Here is a 17,107-nt window from a genome sequence, read left to right on the forward strand (position 1 = left end):
TTGATCATGTCCATTACCCGGACCATCGAGATTCAGCGCAGCCTGCAGCTGGACGATAAGACCATGGTTATCCTGCGCAATTTCGACATTGACTGGAATTGCGGTACACGTTTCATCCTGGCGCTCATCAAAAGCGGCGTAACCGGCCAGCCGGTGGCGAACGCGCTCAGCGAGGCGCTGTTTGAGTACAAGATCATGTGCCAGCTGGGCGTCAGCGATTACGAGCGCCTGTACCACCTCTTCTACCAGCTTTTCGCCAAGCTGCAGTCGCAAGGGGTATCGGTGACCAACGACACGATCTCAAGCCTGTGTCAGCTTGCAGTCGTGCCTGAGCCGATTCGGGAGCAACTGATCAATGGCTGAGGTTATTGAAGAGAAGTGGCCAAAAGGGCTCGTAGCGTCCCTATTCTTCCTGTTCATCATGGTGCTCATGCTTGCGGTCTTTGCGCCCAACCCCCTGATCGATACCGTGATGCAGAAAGAACGGCAGTGGAGCGTGTCGCTGCTGCCACAGGACGATCTGAAGCGCATAGATGAAACCACTGCCAGCATCTACACCGCTCTGGTCATCGACTCGGGACTCAAGTACCACATATCCGGGATGTTCATGCGCAGCGGCCCCTCTACTGTTGACGCCTTTGAAGAAAAGGTGGGCTGGTGGTTTGAGTACCTGGATTCACGAGGCGTGGCGCTGCAGAAGATCACCTATCAGATCCTCTATCGGGCGGTGCTGATGACGTACTGGGTGCCGTTCTTCGCCGTTATGGCAGTCCCGGCCATCTTTGCGGGGTACATGCGCTGGCAGGCGAAGAGGCACGGCTTCGATTACTCATCGCCGTTCTGGAATAACAACGCCGTAAGCCTGATGGGATGGGGCGGCATCCTGCTCGCGCTCAGCCTATTGTCTCCGCTACCACTGCCGCCAATGGTCGTTTGCACGGCGCTGATCATCATTCTGCCTATCCTGCTGTCGGTCCTGATCAGAAACCTGCCCAAGCAAATCTAAACCTACAACAAACGTGTCAGATTAGAGGCCAATTTGGGCGTTGAGCAATTCACACTTTGCATAACGCCCAGATAGGTTCTGATCCATGTCCGCATCTATACCCTTGATCATCATCTCCACCGGCCTTGCTACTGCGCTAGCTGTAGGCGCTTACCAGCATTTTGAGACTGTGGGGGCGCTTCAAGATCAGATTTCAGAGCTTGAGGTCGCGACTCAAAAACCTCTGACCTTTGATGAAATGGACGAGCTGAAAAGCATGTTCATCGGTGAAACGAGCAAGAGCGCGCCCAACCAGGGGCAGGACGGTTCGGCACCGGATAACTGGATCTATGGCAACACCAAAGCGCGCTTCACGCTGGTTGAGATGACGGATACCGAATGTCCCTACTGCAAGCAGCATTTCCCCGTTATCAAGTCGCTCATCGACTCTTCTGGCGGGCATATCAACGCTGCGTTGATGCATGTGCCAGCCTTGTCTGAGGCATCCCGGCAGCAGGCGCTGGCGATTGAATGCGCCGGTGAGCAGGGGGGCTCGGAAACGGCATGGAAGTTCGCCCAGCGAGTGTTCGACACCACGAGGGGGAATGGGCAGGGAGTCGCCGCTTCATTGAGCAGTTATGCAGCCGAGATGGATATCGACCGGCAGCGCTTCAGCCAATGCATGGATTCTTCGCAGGTAGTAGAGCGTGTCATCGCCGATATGGATCACGCGATTCGACTGGATATCAAGCAAACCCCCTCGACGATGGTGATCGACAACCTCACCGGCAACTCGATTGTTCTGCAGGGGGACAACTCATCCCATAAGGGCATCCTCGATGCCATGGAACAGGTCAGCAAAACAGGAGCTGCACAGTGAGTGACGAACCTACCAAAATCCCCGCGCACATCGACGAGCCGCCCTATCTGCTGTTCTGGCGTATAGACGAGGTTCTGCCCATCGGCGTTGGCCTGGTTGCCGGCATCCTGCTCGCACAGCTCACCATTTGCCTCGGCCTGGGGCTGGTCCTGGCGCGCATCTATCGTCGCTACTGTGACAACCGACCCGATGGCTATCTGCTGCATGCAATCTACTGGTACATGGGAGCCATTGGCTTCAAGCGCAACCGCAGCATGCCTAACTCATACGAGCGAGATTTTATCTGATGCTTCTATCCAATCTGAAAAACTCATTCGACGGGATGCGTGGAGAAAACAAATTCCTGCGGCTGATCCTTTTTGCGATGACTGTCGCGCTGATTGCAAGCTCGTGCTCTGCCATGAAGAAAGATCAGATCATCACGGTGGTACCTCCGACGCTGACTGAGACGGCGTGGGTCAGCAAGACCCAGAGCAGCAGCGAGTACGCGACCGCGTGGGCCATGTATGTAGGCATGTTGCTGGGAAACGTGACGCCTGAGAACGCAACCATTATCAAGGATGCCCTGGGGCCTATCCTCCACCCTGATATTTACCAGTCCACGATGGAAGTGCTGGACAAGCAGATATTTCAGATACGTCAGGACAGGGTGACCCTCTCGTTTGAGCCGCAAAAAGTGCTGCGCGATACCGTCAACGAGCACCGCTTCTTCATCACAGGCAACTCAGTCAGCGAAGGCCCAGCAGGTGGAAAGCGGCGATCAAACCGGACCTACGAGGTGGACCTTCAGATCAAGAACTACAAGCCAGTCATTACATGGATAAGCACAAATACCGGCGATGCCAGAACGCAGGATGTGATTGATCGCGAGGCGAAGAAGGCGCAGAAGATCAAAGAGCGCGAGGAGCGCCGGCGCGGTTGAATGGACCCTTGGCGTAGACAAACCCGGCTGAAGCCGGGTTTTTTTTTGCTTACCAGAATGTTGTCGAATTAGAGCCCATAGCGCGCTCTCAACTCGGGAAAATGGGTCATCAGTGATCTGAGGCCTTTCGATGAAAACCCGACCGCAAAACAATCCATTCGCACTGGGCACGCTCGTCGCAGCGATGACCATCGCGCCGCTGGTGCACGCTAGTGAAGAAATCAAGATCCCTGGGCTGAACATGCCCGTGGCTGCCAGTGTTCAACCTGTTGAGCCGCAGACCGCGCCTGAGGCCAAACAGAACAAGCATGAGGGCCAAGTAAACCCTGGGCAAACCGCAGCTCCCGCTGAGGCCGCAGAGGCGCCCAAACGTCTTGTCCTGGTTGAGAACAGCGCCAAAGACCTACCCCCTGTTCCAGCCAGTGTCGTGCCGCAGCGGCAGGCCCCGCACAAGCCGGTGGAAACTCGGCAGGATGTTGTCGTTGCATCAGGCACCAACACGCTGATCCCAATCAGCCGTTCCCAGATTAATCGGCTGGTTACGCCCTTCGACAGCCCTAACATCCAGACCGTAAGCCAGGCCGAGATCTCTACCAGCGGCAATGTCATCTATGTCACCACGCAGGATGATCAGCCGGTCACGATGTTCGTAACACCTGAGGATGATGAGTCTGTGGCCATCTCCCTCACGCTTTTGCCGCAAAGCATTCCTCCGATCCAAGCAAACCTCATCTTTGCGCGCAGCATCCAGGGCGGGGCTGTCGGTATGCCGGCGATGGGCTCGACTGCCTACAGCGGAACCGCTCGTAAATGGGAGCGCAGCCAACCCTATATGGACACACTGCGTTCGCTCATGCGCGAAATGGCCGTGGGCAAGCTGCCTCGCGGATACAGCTTCGGAGCACTCAGATCGGGGGACAGCATCCCGGCCTGTGCTCAGCCAGCACTGAGCTTTGATTTCTCAAAGTCTCAGCTGATCCAGGGCCACGACTTTCGGGTTTACGTGGCTGTAGCGGAAAACATCTCTGGCAAAACCGTCGAGTTCGATCATGGCGCGTGCTCGCACCCGAATCGCGCAGCTGTAAGCAGTTGGCCTCATGAAATGCTTGAGCCAGGCCAGAAAACCGAAGTGTTTGTAGTAACGCGAGTCCCGGCCATCACCGCCGACACTTCCGTGCGCCCGAGCCTATTGGATTAAGGAGAACACAGTCCATGGAATCCATTCGCAACGCGATTGCAGGCTTGTCGCCAAAAACGAAGATGTACACCGCAATCGGCGGAACCGTGTTGGTAGTCGGTACGCTGGTGGGATACGCGATGAATCTCGCAACGCCTGAGGCGCGCTCCAGAGAGGCCGTGAGGCCAGCAGTTGCAGCTGTGCTTACCGACGAAGATCCGCGTGCTCTCGGTATCGATGCAATGGCTGCACAGCTTCGGCAGATGCAGGTAGAGCAACAGCGCCTGCAGCGCACCCTTGGCGCCGCCGAGAAGGATCGCAAGCTGGTTGAAACACAGGAAAAGGTCACCAGCCTCGAAGAGCAGATCAAGCTGCTACATCAAGAGATTGGACGCGTTGGGCGCAATGTAGAAAAGGGCTCTGAAAGCAGCAGTAATGATGCTGGTGCAGTGAAAGAAGCCGCGACGGCGCTGATCCCTGAGCGCAATCCTCACTTCGTGCAACAGGCGACAAACTCAGCTGATGCCCTGGGAGACGTTTACTCGAATCTTCCACCCCCACCGCCAGTCGATCCGCGCGCTCGCAGCAGTGAGAAGGTCGAGGCACCGAAGATCCGAGTCATCCGCAACGAGAAGGCCAAGGCTGAAGACGAGGAGGACAAGGAGTTGTCGGTGACCATCCCGGCCGGCTCGATCCTTTCTGGCGTACTGGTTACCGGCATGGATGCACCTACCGGCAAACAGGCTCAGCGTGACCCATTCCCATCGCTGCTTCGAATCAAGAGCGAGGCCATTCTGCCCAACCGTTTTCGGGCCGACTTTCGAGAGTGCATGCTGATCGCAGGAGGCTGGGGCGACCTCAGCTCCGAACGCGCGTACATGCGTGCCGAGCGTATTTCCTGCGTGCGTAATGACGGCACTGTTCTTGAGGCCCCCATCGAAGCTTACGCGACTGGCGAGGACGGGAAGACAGGACTTCGTGGGCGACTGGTCAGCAAGCAAGGCCAGCTCATCGCACGCAGCCTGATGGCAGGCCTCATGGAAGGGGCCGCTTCAGCATTCGATGTACGCCAGGTGCCGTCGATAAACATCACCCGTGGATTCCAGGACGGCGGGGAAACGCAGGCGCCTGTTTACGAGCAAGCCTTTGATTCGAATGCGCTGCAAGCCGCTGGCGCCCGTGGAGCTGGTTCAGCTTTGGAGCGCATTGCTGATTATTACCTCGAAATGGCTGAAAACATCTTCCCCGTTATTGAAATCGACGCAATGCGGAATGTTGATTTCATCGTAAACAAAGGGATGACTGTAAAGTTCAACTCAACAACCCTGAAAGTTGCAGATGTAAATTAAGGAATTGGACATGTATAAACTAATCGCAATATGTACTGCAGCTTTCGTTGTTTCTGGATGCTCGAACATGCTCAGTATCGGCTCAACTGAATATGGCTGTAAGGGCATGCCGGAAGGGGTGTCTTGTATGTCAGCCAAGGACGTTTATAGCGCTACGGAAAACGAGAACTACAAAACCATGCTTCAGGCAGAGCAGCAAGCTGCGAAAGATGGCTCAGATAAAAGCAATAAGGTAGATGGAGAGCCATCTACTCGCGTCCTATATGCCGAAGGGGCAGACAACGCTCCCATCCCTATGCGCGCTCGAAACCCGCTTCCGATTCGCACCCAGGCTGTTGTTATGCGAATTGCAGTAGATCCTTGGGAAGATGAGAACGGCGATCTGTATGTGCCTGGCTTTATCTACACGGAAATTGAACCAAGGCGCTGGGAGATAGGGTCGAGGCAGAGCAGCCAATCACATACGCTACGACCTTTGAATTAAGACTATAACAGGCCGCTCACTTGCGGCCTTCTGGTTATTGGGGGCTTTATTAATGAATACAATATGTGAGTGGAAGCTTCTCAGACATATATTCCGTACTCTGGTAATCATTTCGACGATGTTGTCTCTCTATTCCGCCACTGCGTATGCTGACGGGGGTGTGAAATATATAAATTGTTCTCACACCACAGCTTGCCCTGCTGGCCAGACCGGAGTACAGCACTGGGGTAGGAAGATTCCTAACGGATCAAGTTGCCTTACATACCTGAAAAAATTCCCAAGTGGCTACACACTTAAGTCAGACACCTGTGTTGTATCTGTAACCTTTAGCCACAACAGCTTCGAAACAAGGAATGATGCGTGCCCTGTCACCCATCCGAGCGGGACGGTGAGCATGCGTCGCGACTTTGAAGTATGGTCTGATGGATCGTATCGTAACTATTCAAGTTGGTATGAAACAGGTCGAAACTGTGTTGCAGTTAAAACTGGAACGTCATCAGAAAGCCAAACACTTACATGCCCGGCTCTAACACCATCTGGCACATGGAGCCAGACGCGCACTTTCGATACTTGGTCGGACGGTTCTAAAAAGAACCATAGTGCCTGGACTGACACTTCTGTTTGTTATAACAAAACTCCCGCAGTAGCAAATAAAACGCTGAGTGTTAATGAGGATACAACTGGTACGCTTTCACTGACAGCATCAGACGACCATGGACAAATTACCTATGAACTGACTGGTCAGCCAGCAAATGCCACAGCCTCTATTAGCGGCAATATCCTAACTTTCACTCCGTCAAAAGACTGGTTTGGTACGACATCATTAACATATCGAGCAATAGATCCTGCGGGAGCAATCTCAAATACGGCTACAGTTAGTATCACTGTTCTTCCTGTAAATGATGCTCCTATGGTTCAAAATCAATCTATGACATTGCAAGAGGACACTACAGCTAGTATCACGCTGCCTGTTGCTGACGTAGACCCAGGGGATACGCACACATTCCATATAGTGACGGCTCCAAGTTCCTCGCATGGCATAGTAACTATCAGTGGCAATAAGGTCACTTTTACCCCAAAGGCAGATTGGAATGGAGCAACTAGCTTCACATACCGAGCACGGGATAATTCTGGTGCCTATTCGAATACGGCCACAGTTGCAGTAACGGTAACTCCCGTCAACGACAAACCAACGGTGAGTAACACCACACTGGCTCTCGACGAAGATACTGTTGGCACGCTCACGTTGGAAGTTGCAGATGTTGATCTGCAGTATGAGGGCGACAGCCACACTTGGAGCATCGTTACCGCGCCAAACATAGCGCACGGAACAGCCAGCATTTCGGGTAACAAGCTGACCTTTACGCCCGTGAAAGACTGGAACGGCACGACGACCCTGACATACCGAGCCACCGACTCCAAATCAGCCACATCCAACACCGCAACCATCACCATCATCGTGCGGCCGGTGAACGACAAGCCCGTGGTGCACGAGAAAACGGCAAGCATTCCTGAGGACACGAGCACGACGATTCGTTTGACGGTCAGCGATGTAGACCTGGGAATCGAAGGCGATTCGCACACTTTCGAGATCATCGGAACGCTCAACCCCGCAGAGGGTTCGTTCAGCTTTGCTGGCTCCGACATCACCATCGCGCCGGCACAGGACTGGAACGGCACACTGAGTCTGAGCTACCGCGCTCGGGACAGCCATGGTCTGTACTCAGAGCCTAAACCCATCACGGTCGAGGTCACTTATGTGAACGATGCACCGACAGCGACTGAAGCCTTTATCCCTGCCAAGGAAGGGATGGCCAGTGACCATGTGCGCCCATCGGTAACCGATGTGGATCTGCCCTACGGCGACGAGCATTCGTTCGAGATCCTTACACAACCGGCGAATGGCTCGGCCAAGTTGGTTTTCGGCATGCTTGAGTACACGCCCAACCCGCAATTCTTCGGAGAAGATAGTTTCACAATCCGGGCGACAGATAAGGCTGGGGCCAGCGTGGACGGCGTGGCCAATGTGGTGGTTGAGAAGTTCAACTATGCACCGACCGACATCGTTCCAGGTGAAGTGGTGCTGTACGCAGGCATCGGTGGCACCACGCAACTTCAGGCGACCGATCCTAATAACTGGGGATCGCACACGTTCTCGGTTGTGGGCCAACCCGAGGCCGGCACTGCGAGCATAGAAGGGAACACGCTGACACTGCGCACGGATGACGACAAACCGACCGTCATTCGGGTGAAGACGACCGACCAGGACGGCATGATCTTCGAGAAAGACATCAAGATCAGGTTCCAGTCGGCATGGGCGATGTTCGAGGGCCGGGAAGTCGAGCAGAGTGGTTCTGCACCTACGGTGCCGGCCGTCACCACTTTCATGACCTATCGCAACGGTAGCTATGGCCTACAGGTGAGCAGTCCCGAGCTGCTGGCTGCACTGGGTACCGATATTGTGGCGGCTGTATCGCCGGATTCTGCGGTGGGCGTGAAGCTTGAGCATCGCGACCTTGAGCCGGATCTAGGCATGCGGCTGACGCCTACTAAACTGCAGCCCAGTTATCTTGAGGCGAAGCTGGCGGGCCTCAAAGCGGGTGTCGATGGAACGGCGAATCTATACCTTTCGCGCGCTGACATGAGCGGGCCGATCTATGCCATCCCTGTGAATGTCTGGACTCCGAAAGGCTCGCTGCAGGCTGACCGCTGGGAGGTAAAACAGGGGCTCGAAACTGCTCAGATAAGCTTCGCATCCGAGGGTTCCGCATGTGCGGTTCTGACATCCGAGCAGCTGGTCAAGCCGAAGAATGTCCTGCAGGAGCCTACCTGCTTGATCGAGTGGGAAATCACCCCTGAGGAATGGCGCGACACCGGACATGCCAACCTGCTTTCTATGGTGGCTATTGGCGGCGAGGTCGGGCAGTTCCCGGTCAGAGCTAAGGCCTATGTGTTCGATCCGAAGGGAGGCAAACACTGGATCGCTGACTTTTCGCATGACCTGAAAGTGGTGTCGCCCACGGGCCTGCTGCAGCTCGGACTCAAGCCGGCGCCAGAGCAGACCTACCAGGCCGTGCAGGACCTATCGCTGTTGCTGCGCGCCCAGAACAACGATGTTTGCGAACTGACGACAAACGAAACGATTGCGCGCAACGCGGCGAAGAACTGGAATCGTTCCATGTGCTTTATACGGTGGACCGCGCTGCCGGAAGGCCTGTTACAGAGCACCACTTGGCATGCACCTCAGTTGGTCGGGGCGGCGTCGGTAGTGGGGCAGCATTCAATCGCATGGAAAGCATCGGTATTCACGCCTAGCGGTCAGGAGGTTGATCTGACACATGGCGCCCATGAGGTAGAAGTCATCGAGCCGCCTGCCATCGAGATCGAGCTGCCGCAGGAGAAGAAGATCGATGAGAACACCTACTGGGTGTCGCAGCGAGGAGGCTATGTCGGCAGCCTTTCCATAATGGCGCTGCCTGCGAGCATCGACCTCAAGCTCAGCCGTGACAGTACCGTTATTGAAAAGGGGACTTTCCCGAGCTATGGCCGTAACCAGCGGCTGATGCGCAGTCTCGAAGGCACGGAAAAGCCTCTGTGGAGCCTAACGCCGTTCAACATAGACGCGCGCTTTACCAAGCTGCCAGCGGTCGAGACGGTCAAGGAAGTACAGCTTTACGCTGTTCCGCACGAGCAGATTCTGCCAGTAATCCTTAACGACGAGCGGAGCGTTCTGGATAGCGTAGCGCTGCCCGTCAATGTGCAGATGCTCGATACCCAGTACCCGCAGGATGGTTACAACCTGGCGACGATGGGGGATTGGGATATTCGCCTGCTGATGACCACTGCTGGCATCAACTATGAGCCGGTGACTGACTGGGAACCGATAAACGAGGAGGGGATTGCCAGCTTTGAGCTGGATCTTGCAATGCTGACGAACAAGGCGGTTCGGGTCATTGCTGAGGCGCGTGTGCGCTCGCCGCTGCCGGGCTATGAGTCAATTCGACAGTCGAACTACCCGATGTTTCTGACCGTATTGAACGGCGAACCGCTGGATGGCGTGATCCAGGCTCTGCGCGTTATTGGGGTGGCCCCGCTGCGAAACACCTTTTATGCCATGACGGTGGATCGCTTCGAGGCAAAGGACGTAGGTGATGTTCGCTGGGAGATGAGCACGGACGGCGGCGTCACCTGGGAGACAGTCGAGAACACCGGCAAGATTCCGCAGCGTCTCTCGATGACGTTTGAGAAGGGCACTTACCTGCTTCGCGCTGAGATGACAAACCGGAACTCGGGAGCCAAGTCGATGACCCCCCAGATCGAGGTCATAGCCTACGAAATCCCGACAGCGCGGCTAAAAGGACCGAGCAACGTCTTCATCGGCGACGTTGGAAGGTTTGTGCTGACTGACCTTAACGGTGAAAAACTAGACACTTCAGGGATGGTCGTCGAGTGGTCAGAGGATCGAGGAGAGACATGGGTTCAGGGCACAGGCGAGTACGAGCTGACGCGCGACCAGGCTGAGCGGGTTTACCTGATGAGCCGGGTGAAATTTGCGGATTCGCCTGATGACAGTCGCGTCTACAAGAGGCTGCGGGTAGGTGTTGCGTTCCGAGCAGTCCGACCGCCGCGAGTTCAAATCATCGGTCCTGGGCGACCTGAAGTCGGAAAAGAGGCGACTTGGCGAGCCAATATGATGATGCCCTATCCGAAGATGGATCTGACCATGGATGGGTACTTCATTTTGCCGACAGGCGAAGAAGTGCATGAACGTGAGGTGTCCTATACCCCGACCATGGATGACTTCAACAAGGAGCAGAGCTTTCTGGGCTTCATGGGCTGGATTAACGGTTACGAGGACATGGGCGGTAAGGGTCTAACTCAGCAGCGGTTGATTTTCTGGTCTTATGACTGGCCCACCTGGGCGATCAAAGCCGGAATGTCAGCGGTTTACGCTCCTGCCGATCTTGACCTGCAGGTGCGTTCGCTCGGTCTGTTCAGAGAGTTCGAGGGTCTAGAAATGGACTGGGATATCCCTCCATATCCAGGGCTTGAAATCATCAAGGATACGTCGCAGACAAGCCGCTCACTGCGGATCACCGAGCCAGGCATTTACACCTTTGGTGTGCACGTAAGTGATGCACGCGGCAACTATACCTACGCTGAAACTGAGCTGGAGTTCAGCGAACCACTGCCCTACGAGGTAACCCTGTCGTGGAGTGGCGATAACCCGGCCAACCGTGCTCCGTTGGGTGTTCTGATTCGACCCAGCATTACAGGAGGCCACCCAAAGGACCGAATTGAGACACGCACGTACACGCTCAATGGTGATCCTCTGGAGGGCTCCGGTGACTATGGCCGTGCCGTCTTGGACAAGGGCGATCATACGGTACGGCTGGAGATTGGATCGATGATGGGCCACACCGCATCTGGCGAGACGCAGATCAAGGTCGAGTCCAACATCCCGCCGAGCTGCAGCATCGAAGTGGTCGAAGGCCGGTCAAGCTGGATCGCCCGCGCGAGTTGTGCCGATGAAGATGGGCGTATCGTTCGGCATCTCTGGTATATCGACGGCGTACAGCAGTCGCTATCGTCCAGTTCTATCTCGATACCGATGTGGCGCTACCCAAATGGGGAGCCGATAGTCACGCTGATCGGCATCGACGACTCGGGCGCGGAGTCACCAACCGTCGCGAACTACTGATGGAAACAAGGGGCCACGCGATGGCCCCTTTTTTTGTGCCTAAAACTTACAACGATCTGGTCGAATACCGGCACAAATAGGCGTTTTGACTATGGACAATGGTTGCCGAGCGCAGGCCCTGCGCATATTTGAAGGAGCGACATGCGATGCAACTGAGTAAACCGGCAATGCAAACCCTTATCCTGGCAGGGGCAATGATCGCGGCCACCGCTGCGTTCGGCGGTACCGGCGGGGATGACTTCGACAGTGTGTGGATTCAGCTCACTGACTGGATGCAAGGCACCCTTGGCCGCATCATCATTGGCCTGATGGTGCTGGGTGGTATCGGTGCCGGCGCGCTGCGCCAGTCTCTGATGCCGTTTATCACAGGCGTCGGCGGTGGCGTTGGCCTCTACGCTGCACCGGACGTAATCGAGTCGATCATGACCGCAACCGTACCAGCTACCCTGGATGTAATCGAAGCGCTGAACACCCTGCCGGTAGGGCTCTGAATCCGGGATATTCCCCTTCCTGAGCCTTCCGCCAAAGGCCGTCTAAACCAACCAGAATCTGGTAAGTTTAGACGGCCTTTTTCTTTCCCCTCTCCCTATCCTGTGAGCATCCTCCCCGAAGAGAAATGCTCATGCCCCGCGTTCTGATCTCCTCCATTTGTGCCTTGGCACTTGCCACAGCTACGACTACCGCGTTCGCGCAATCGAAAAAAGACAACATGGTAATTCTGCCTGCGGCGGGCATGGTTGCCATCGAGAAGGATGGCAAGTTCGCCGTGATCAGCGACAACGGCCGCTTCCTCATTCAGGGCGTGCTGTACGACACCTGGACCCAGAAGGAGCTGAAGACCCTGCAAGAGGTCAAGGTCGCCGCCAACTACATCCCTATCGATAAGGCCAATGTGGGCTTTGAAGATCTGGCTCCGATGACTGTCGGTACCGGCGACAAGGCCATTACGATGTTCTCAGATCCGGCCTGCGGCTATTGCAAGGAAGTGATCGCCGAGGCGCGCAGTTCACTACCTGAAGGCTATCGGCTCGATGTTCTGATGCTCCCCCTGCTAAGCGACCGCAGCGCCTCCCGCACGAAAGAGTTGCATTGTGCTGAAGACAAGGCGGCTGCCTGGAAAGCTGGCGTGCAGGGTGACCTGACGACACCTCTGGCGCAGAAGCCGGAGGGGGCCTGTGATATCGATGTGATTGGCAAGCGGCGAATTACCGCCCAGTTCCTTGGGGCACGCAACGTGCCCTTCCTGATTCGTGATGACGGCCTTACCCGCGAGGGCAAGCCGACTGAAGGGCTTCGTGCCTGGATTGAAAACAACCGAATCTGAGGAATCGCAAATGCTGTCGTCGTTCTCCGCGCTCATCAACCAGACCCCCCGGCTGTCAAAGCTGATCAACGGTCTAGCCTATGACCCGAACCTGCACCTGTTTCAATTGGCAGGCAATCGTCTCGGTTTCGCGTTCCTCTGCCAGCCGCTGGCCGGCTCCTCCGGTGACGAGGGGGCGCGCCTTAAAGCCGGCTTAACCGTGGACTGGCCTGAAGGAACCACGATTCAGTTTTCGCTGATCTGCACTGAAAACATCAACCGCATCAAAACGAGCTTCACGCGCATGCGTCAAGCATTCATGGAAGCCGGCAAGTTCGATATGAGCAAAGAGACTCTGGACTTGCTGCAGCGTGTTACCCATGCCCGTGCTGACTATCTTGCCGAGCGCACCTTGGAGCCGGTGGACAAGATCTCCGGGGTGCGTGTTCGTGAGCAGAGCTTGGTCATCTCGGTGACCATGCCGATATCCAATGCCACGCCTTCTATGACCGAAGCGACGCGAGCAAAGGACCTGTCGGACGGCCTGGGCACCTCGTTGGATAGTTGCGGCTTGGCCCCAGTGCCGCTGACCAACGATCTGTACAAGGAAATCTTCACCTCAATTCTCAACCAGGGACAGCATGCCAGCTGGCGGGAAGATCCACAGATCACCGCAGACGAAGACAAGCCACTCAACGAGCAGATCCTAGACTTCAATCGCGCGGTTCAGGTCCGCCCAGACCGAATTCTGATCGGCGACGATTGCATGCTCAAAACGCTGAGCATCAAGAAGTTTCCCGACATCATGTGGCAAGGTGAGGCATCGCAATATCTGGCCGACATCATGTCCCAGCGCGGCGGTATTCGCGGCAATTGCGTGATTACCATGACGCTCTTCTTCCCCCCTCAGCTTGAAACGAAAGACAAGCTGTCACGCGGTCGAAGCTGGGCCATCAACCAGACCCAAGGCCCGATGGCCACCTTCGTTCCGAAGATCGTCCAGAAGCGAAACGCATACGAAACACTCTTCACTGATCTCGACAAGGGCCTGCCCAACGTACAGGCCGCAATGACACTGGTGGTGTTCGGTCGAGACAAGGAAGAGCTGACGCAGGCTACCTCCAACGCAAAAAGTCATTTCTCTACGCAGAGCTTCACCTTCATGGAGGACCGTTATGTCGTCCTGCCGGTGTTCATTAACGCGCTGCCGATGTGTGCGGACCCTGACGCGATCCGGGACATGTTCCGCTACAAGACAATGAGTCTGGCTCAGGCACTGCCGCTACTGCCTATTTACGGTGACTGGAAGGGTACCGGCACGGCCGTGGCGCCATTCATCTCGCGCAACGGGCAGCCCATATCGTTCCACCTGTTTGACTCGGACACCAACTACAACGGAACCATCGCTGCTCAGTCAGGCTCGGGCAAATCGTTCCTGACGAACTATCTGATCACGTCCTACCTGTCGATTGGAGCGAAGGTCTGGTGTATCGACGTGGGCCGTTCCTACCTGAAAACCTGCGAGGCCTATAACGGCGACTTTGCAGAGTTCGGCCAGGATTCGAAGCTGTGCCTCAATCCTTTCGAGCTGATCGAAGATTATTCCGAAGAAGAAGACGTGCTTGTTGGGCTCCTCGCCGCTATGGCAGCACCCACCGTGCCGCTGATCGACCGGCAGACGGCTGGCCTGAAGAAATATCTGACTCAGGTATGGGAGATCAAAGGCAAAGCGATGATCGTCGATGACATCGCCGAGGCTCTGCTGCAGGACGAAGATCCACGAATTAACGACATCGGACACCAACTCTTCGCCTTTACCTCCAAGGGTCAATACGGGCGCTTCTTCAACGGCAAGAACAACCTCGACTTCCGCAACCCTTTCACCGTTCTTGAGCTGGAGGAACTGAAAGGGCGCACCCACTTGCAGCAGGTAGTGCTGCTGCAGCTCATCTACCAGATCCAGCAGGACATGTACCTCGGTGAGCGCGACCGGCCGAAGCTGGTAATCATCGATGAGGCATGGTCATTGCTGAGCCAGGGCAACGTGGGTGAGTTCATCGAGCATGGCTATCGCCGCTTTCGTAAATATGGTGGCAGTGCCATCGTGATCACGCAGGGTGTCAACGACCTTTATCAGAACAAGGTCGGCCAGGCTATCGCCGAAAACTCGGCATTCACTCTGCTGCTGGGCCAGAAAGCCGAGGCCATTGACGCCATCCAGGAAAACAAGCGACTGCCGCTTGGAGACGGTGGTTTCCGCATCCTCAAGACCGTGAAGTCCTACAAGGGCCACTACTCCGAAATTTTCATGCTCACACCGCGAGGAGCGGGTATCGCGCGGTTGACGGTGGATGAATATTCGAAGCTGTTGTACTCGACGGCTCCCGAGGATGTTCAGGCGATCCGCAACTACACGATGGCCAATGTGCCTCAGCACGAGGCGATTCTTCGTGTGCTGCGAGATCGCGGTGTGGCCTTCAAGTCCAGCGCTTACGAGGAGGTCTGATGGGCCTTCTACGGTTTGACCCGGAACAGGCGGTTGTGCGAGCCGAGGCCCGCGCAGCGGCGAAAAAACTTCGCGGTGCACGTCCGATGCCCAGCGCACGATTCTTGGTCAAGGGAAGCTTACTGTCCTTGGTTGTGGCCGGAATGATCGTTGGCCTCGCACATCGTTACAGCATCGCCATCGCACCTCAGGAATACCTGTGCCTACCGCCATACCGGATCTGGATCATCGACAAAGGCGACCGCGAGCCTGTGAGGGGCGGCATTTACGCCTTTCATTCGGTAGGCCTCGGTCCGATCTTTCAAGATGGAACGAAGATCGTGAAGGTGCTCGAAGGTATGCCCGGTGACACCGTGAAGGTGGAACTTGAGCAGACCACGATCAATGACCAGGTGGTCGGGGAGGGCCTTGCCGTAGCCACCGAGAAGGGGATCGATCCGCAGCGATACGTGCGCGAGGGGGTAATCGCCCAGGACCGTTACTGGTTCTTCGGCAAGACCAATGACTCTTTCGACTCTCGCTATTGGGGATCGGTCAAGGGTGAACAGATTGTGGGAAGGGCATACCCGATATGGTGAAGCATCTCGTTGGCGTGGCCATCGCGCTTGCGCTCTCTACCTCAGCGGTGGCCGGTGAACTTGACATCAAGCCAATCGATATCAGCACGATGGACCCGCAAATTCTGGAACAGGCCCGGCAGGCTGTCCGCGATGGGGAGAGTGCTCGCCAGCAGATCCCCGAGACGGAAACGCGATGGATTGAGCGGCTTGCGTCGCAAAGCCCAGTGCAGCCAGAGCAGCTGCAGGGGGCCGGTAACTCCGAGCAGCCCAGCAAAAAACATCCGCTGGGTGATGGCGTGCGCACGCTGATCTTTGTTTCCTGGTCGCTAGGCGCCACGGCCATCAAAGACATCTTGACCAGCTACGATGGACGCCCTGCAACAGGCATCGTCTTCCGGGGTATCCCTGAAGGCATGAAGATGGTCGATGCAGTCACCAAGATGCACATGCTCACGCAGGAAACGCAGAGCCAGGTTAGCGTGCTGCTGGACCCGCTCGCGTTCCAGCGACATGGCATCGAAACCGTGCCGGCTATCGTCCTGGAAGATGAGAGCGACGAGCTGCTGGTGAAGGCCTCAGGGATATCTTCGACTCGCCTGGTCGATCAGGCGCTGTCGGAATCGGGCGAGAAGGGGCGCGACCTCGGTGTGTATGGACCAACCAGCGAAATCATTGAGCCTGATTTCCTGCAGGTGGCCAAGGCACGCATCGAAGCGATGGACATGGAGGCCATGAAGAAGCGCGCTATCGATCGTTTCTGGCATACCCAGACCGGCACACCACTCCCGCCCGTTACTGCGCCCGCAACACGGTTCGTTGACCCCAGCGTCATCATTCCTGCTGACCTCAAGGACGCAAACGGCAACGTGGTGCAGAAAGCGGGGCGAATAAATCCGCTGGAAATGATGCCGTTCAATCAGAAACTCGTTGTGATCGATCCCACGCAACCTTGGCAGGTTCGGCTTGCCCAGCGGGAATACGAGGCGCATGGCGATGAGCTGTTTGTGACGGTGATGGCGACACAAATACCGCCTTCCTCTGGCTGGGATCTTTTCCAGTCTGTAGAGGACGCGATCAATGGCCCCTTGTACCTGCTGCCGGGTGACATGGCGCAGCGCTTCCAAATCCTGCGAGCACCATCGGTCGTGACGGCCGAGGGACTTATGTTCGCGGTGCGCGAGTACACCCGAGATGAGCTTGAAGGAGCAGAAAAGTGATGAGGCGGATCAAACGGTTCCTG

Annotated in this window: 13 protein-coding genes and 1 pseudogene; all 14 read left to right on the forward strand. The window is 56.1% G+C overall.

The features are described from left to right. Positions 1-6: 6 nt before the first annotated feature. A complete protein-coding gene (locus ACN0VI_RS13315) occupies positions 7-363 on the forward strand; it encodes a hypothetical protein (protein ID WP_417447102.1) in 357 nt (118 codons plus the stop codon). Beyond that, the gene (locus ACN0VI_RS13320) at positions 356-1,006 is read left to right on the forward strand and encodes a DUF4400 domain-containing protein (RefSeq protein ID WP_417447103.1); all 651 of its coding nucleotides are present in this window, start codon (positions 356-358) and stop codon (positions 1,004-1,006) included. The genes ACN0VI_RS13315 and ACN0VI_RS13320 overlap by 8 nt, the downstream gene beginning before the upstream one ends. An 85-nt stretch (positions 1,007-1,091) precedes the next feature. Then, a complete protein-coding gene (locus ACN0VI_RS13325; protein WP_417447104.1) occupies positions 1,092-1,865 on the forward strand; it encodes a DsbA family protein in 774 nt (257 codons plus the stop codon). Then, complete coding sequence (gene traL, locus ACN0VI_RS13330; RefSeq protein WP_019406471.1) at positions 1,862-2,152, forward strand: type IV conjugative transfer system protein TraL; 291 nt, start codon at positions 1,862-1,864, stop codon at positions 2,150-2,152. The genes ACN0VI_RS13325 and traL overlap by 4 nt, the downstream gene beginning before the upstream one ends. Next, a complete protein-coding gene (locus tag ACN0VI_RS13335) occupies positions 2,152-2,787 on the forward strand; it encodes a TraE/TraK family type IV conjugative transfer system protein (protein WP_417447105.1) in 636 nt (211 codons plus the stop codon). The genes traL and ACN0VI_RS13335 overlap by 1 nt, the downstream gene beginning before the upstream one ends. Before the next feature lie 130 nt (positions 2,788-2,917). Then, positions 2,918-3,985: a TraK domain-containing protein gene (locus tag ACN0VI_RS13340; RefSeq protein ID WP_417447106.1), complete on the forward strand. Its 1,068-nt coding sequence runs from the start codon at positions 2,918-2,920 to the stop codon at positions 3,983-3,985. Positions 3,986-3,999: 14 nt separating this feature from the next. Beyond that, on the forward strand, positions 4,000-5,313 hold the full coding sequence (locus ACN0VI_RS13345) for a TrbI/VirB10 family protein (RefSeq protein ID WP_417447107.1): 1,314 nt from the start codon (positions 4,000-4,002) through the stop codon (positions 5,311-5,313). A 10-nt stretch (positions 5,314-5,323) separates the two neighbouring features. Continuing rightward, a complete protein-coding gene (gene traV, locus ACN0VI_RS13350) occupies positions 5,324-5,797 on the forward strand; it encodes a type IV conjugative transfer system lipoprotein TraV (protein ID WP_417447108.1) in 474 nt (157 codons plus the stop codon). Positions 5,798-6,437: 640 nt separating this feature from the next. Then, positions 6,438-11,498, forward strand: a pseudogene (locus ACN0VI_RS13355) (tandem-95 repeat protein); the annotation flags it as partial. A 146-nt stretch (positions 11,499-11,644) separates the two neighbouring features. Beyond that, positions 11,645-11,989 (forward strand): TraA family conjugative transfer protein, encoded by a 345-nt coding sequence (gene traA, locus ACN0VI_RS13360; protein ID WP_026012508.1) that lies wholly within the window; start codon positions 11,645-11,647, stop codon positions 11,987-11,989. Between the two features lie 131 nt (positions 11,990-12,120). Further along, entirely contained in the window at positions 12,121-12,822 is a 702-nt protein-coding gene (locus ACN0VI_RS13365) for a DsbC family protein (RefSeq protein WP_417447109.1), read from the forward strand. Then, the gene (traC, locus tag ACN0VI_RS13370) at positions 12,803-15,307 is read left to right on the forward strand and encodes a type IV secretion system protein TraC (RefSeq protein WP_417447110.1); all 2,505 of its coding nucleotides are present in this window, start codon (positions 12,803-12,805) and stop codon (positions 15,305-15,307) included. Before ACN0VI_RS13365 ends, traC begins: the two co-directional genes overlap by 20 nt. Then, on the forward strand, positions 15,307-15,885 hold the full coding sequence (locus tag ACN0VI_RS13375; RefSeq protein ID WP_052816817.1) for a S26 family signal peptidase: 579 nt from the start codon (positions 15,307-15,309) through the stop codon (positions 15,883-15,885). The genes traC and ACN0VI_RS13375 overlap by 1 nt, the downstream gene beginning before the upstream one ends. After that, a complete protein-coding gene (locus ACN0VI_RS13380; RefSeq protein ID WP_230486002.1) occupies positions 15,879-17,084 on the forward strand; it encodes a TrbC family F-type conjugative pilus assembly protein in 1,206 nt (401 codons plus the stop codon). The genes ACN0VI_RS13375 and ACN0VI_RS13380 overlap by 7 nt, the downstream gene beginning before the upstream one ends. Positions 17,085-17,107 lie beyond the last annotated feature (23 nt).

It is taken from the genome of Kangiella sp. (genome assembly GCF_048265365.1).
GTDB lineage: Bacteria > Pseudomonadota > Gammaproteobacteria > Enterobacterales > Kangiellaceae > Kangiella.

What these genes read in the sequence shown, in the direction of transcription:
- ACN0VI_RS13315 (WP_417447102.1), top strand. Translation starts at nt 7, where the DNA reads ATGTCCATTACCCGGACCATCGAGATTCAGCGCAGCCTGCAGCTGGAC.
- ACN0VI_RS13320 (WP_417447103.1), top strand. Translation starts at nt 356, where the DNA reads ATGGCTGAGGTTATTGAAGAGAAGTGGCCAAAAGGGCTCGTAGCGTCC.
- ACN0VI_RS13325 (WP_417447104.1), top strand. Translation starts at nt 1,092, where the DNA reads ATGTCCGCATCTATACCCTTGATCATCATCTCCACCGGCCTTGCTACT.
- ACN0VI_RS13335 (WP_417447105.1), top strand. Translation starts at nt 2,152, where the DNA reads ATGCTTCTATCCAATCTGAAAAACTCATTCGACGGGATGCGTGGAGAA.
- ACN0VI_RS13340 (WP_417447106.1), top strand. Translation starts at nt 2,918, where the DNA reads ATGAAAACCCGACCGCAAAACAATCCATTCGCACTGGGCACGCTCGTC.
- ACN0VI_RS13345 (WP_417447107.1), top strand. Translation starts at nt 4,000, where the DNA reads ATGGAATCCATTCGCAACGCGATTGCAGGCTTGTCGCCAAAAACGAAG.
- traV (WP_417447108.1), top strand. Translation starts at nt 5,324, where the DNA reads ATGTATAAACTAATCGCAATATGTACTGCAGCTTTCGTTGTTTCTGGA.
- traA (WP_026012508.1), top strand. Translation starts at nt 11,645, where the DNA reads ATGCAACTGAGTAAACCGGCAATGCAAACCCTTATCCTGGCAGGGGCA.
- ACN0VI_RS13365 (WP_417447109.1), top strand. Translation starts at nt 12,121, where the DNA reads ATGCCCCGCGTTCTGATCTCCTCCATTTGTGCCTTGGCACTTGCCACA.
- ACN0VI_RS13375 (WP_052816817.1), top strand. Translation starts at nt 15,307, where the DNA reads ATGGGCCTTCTACGGTTTGACCCGGAACAGGCGGTTGTGCGAGCCGAG.
- ACN0VI_RS13380 (WP_230486002.1), top strand. Translation starts at nt 15,879, where the DNA reads ATGGTGAAGCATCTCGTTGGCGTGGCCATCGCGCTTGCGCTCTCTACC.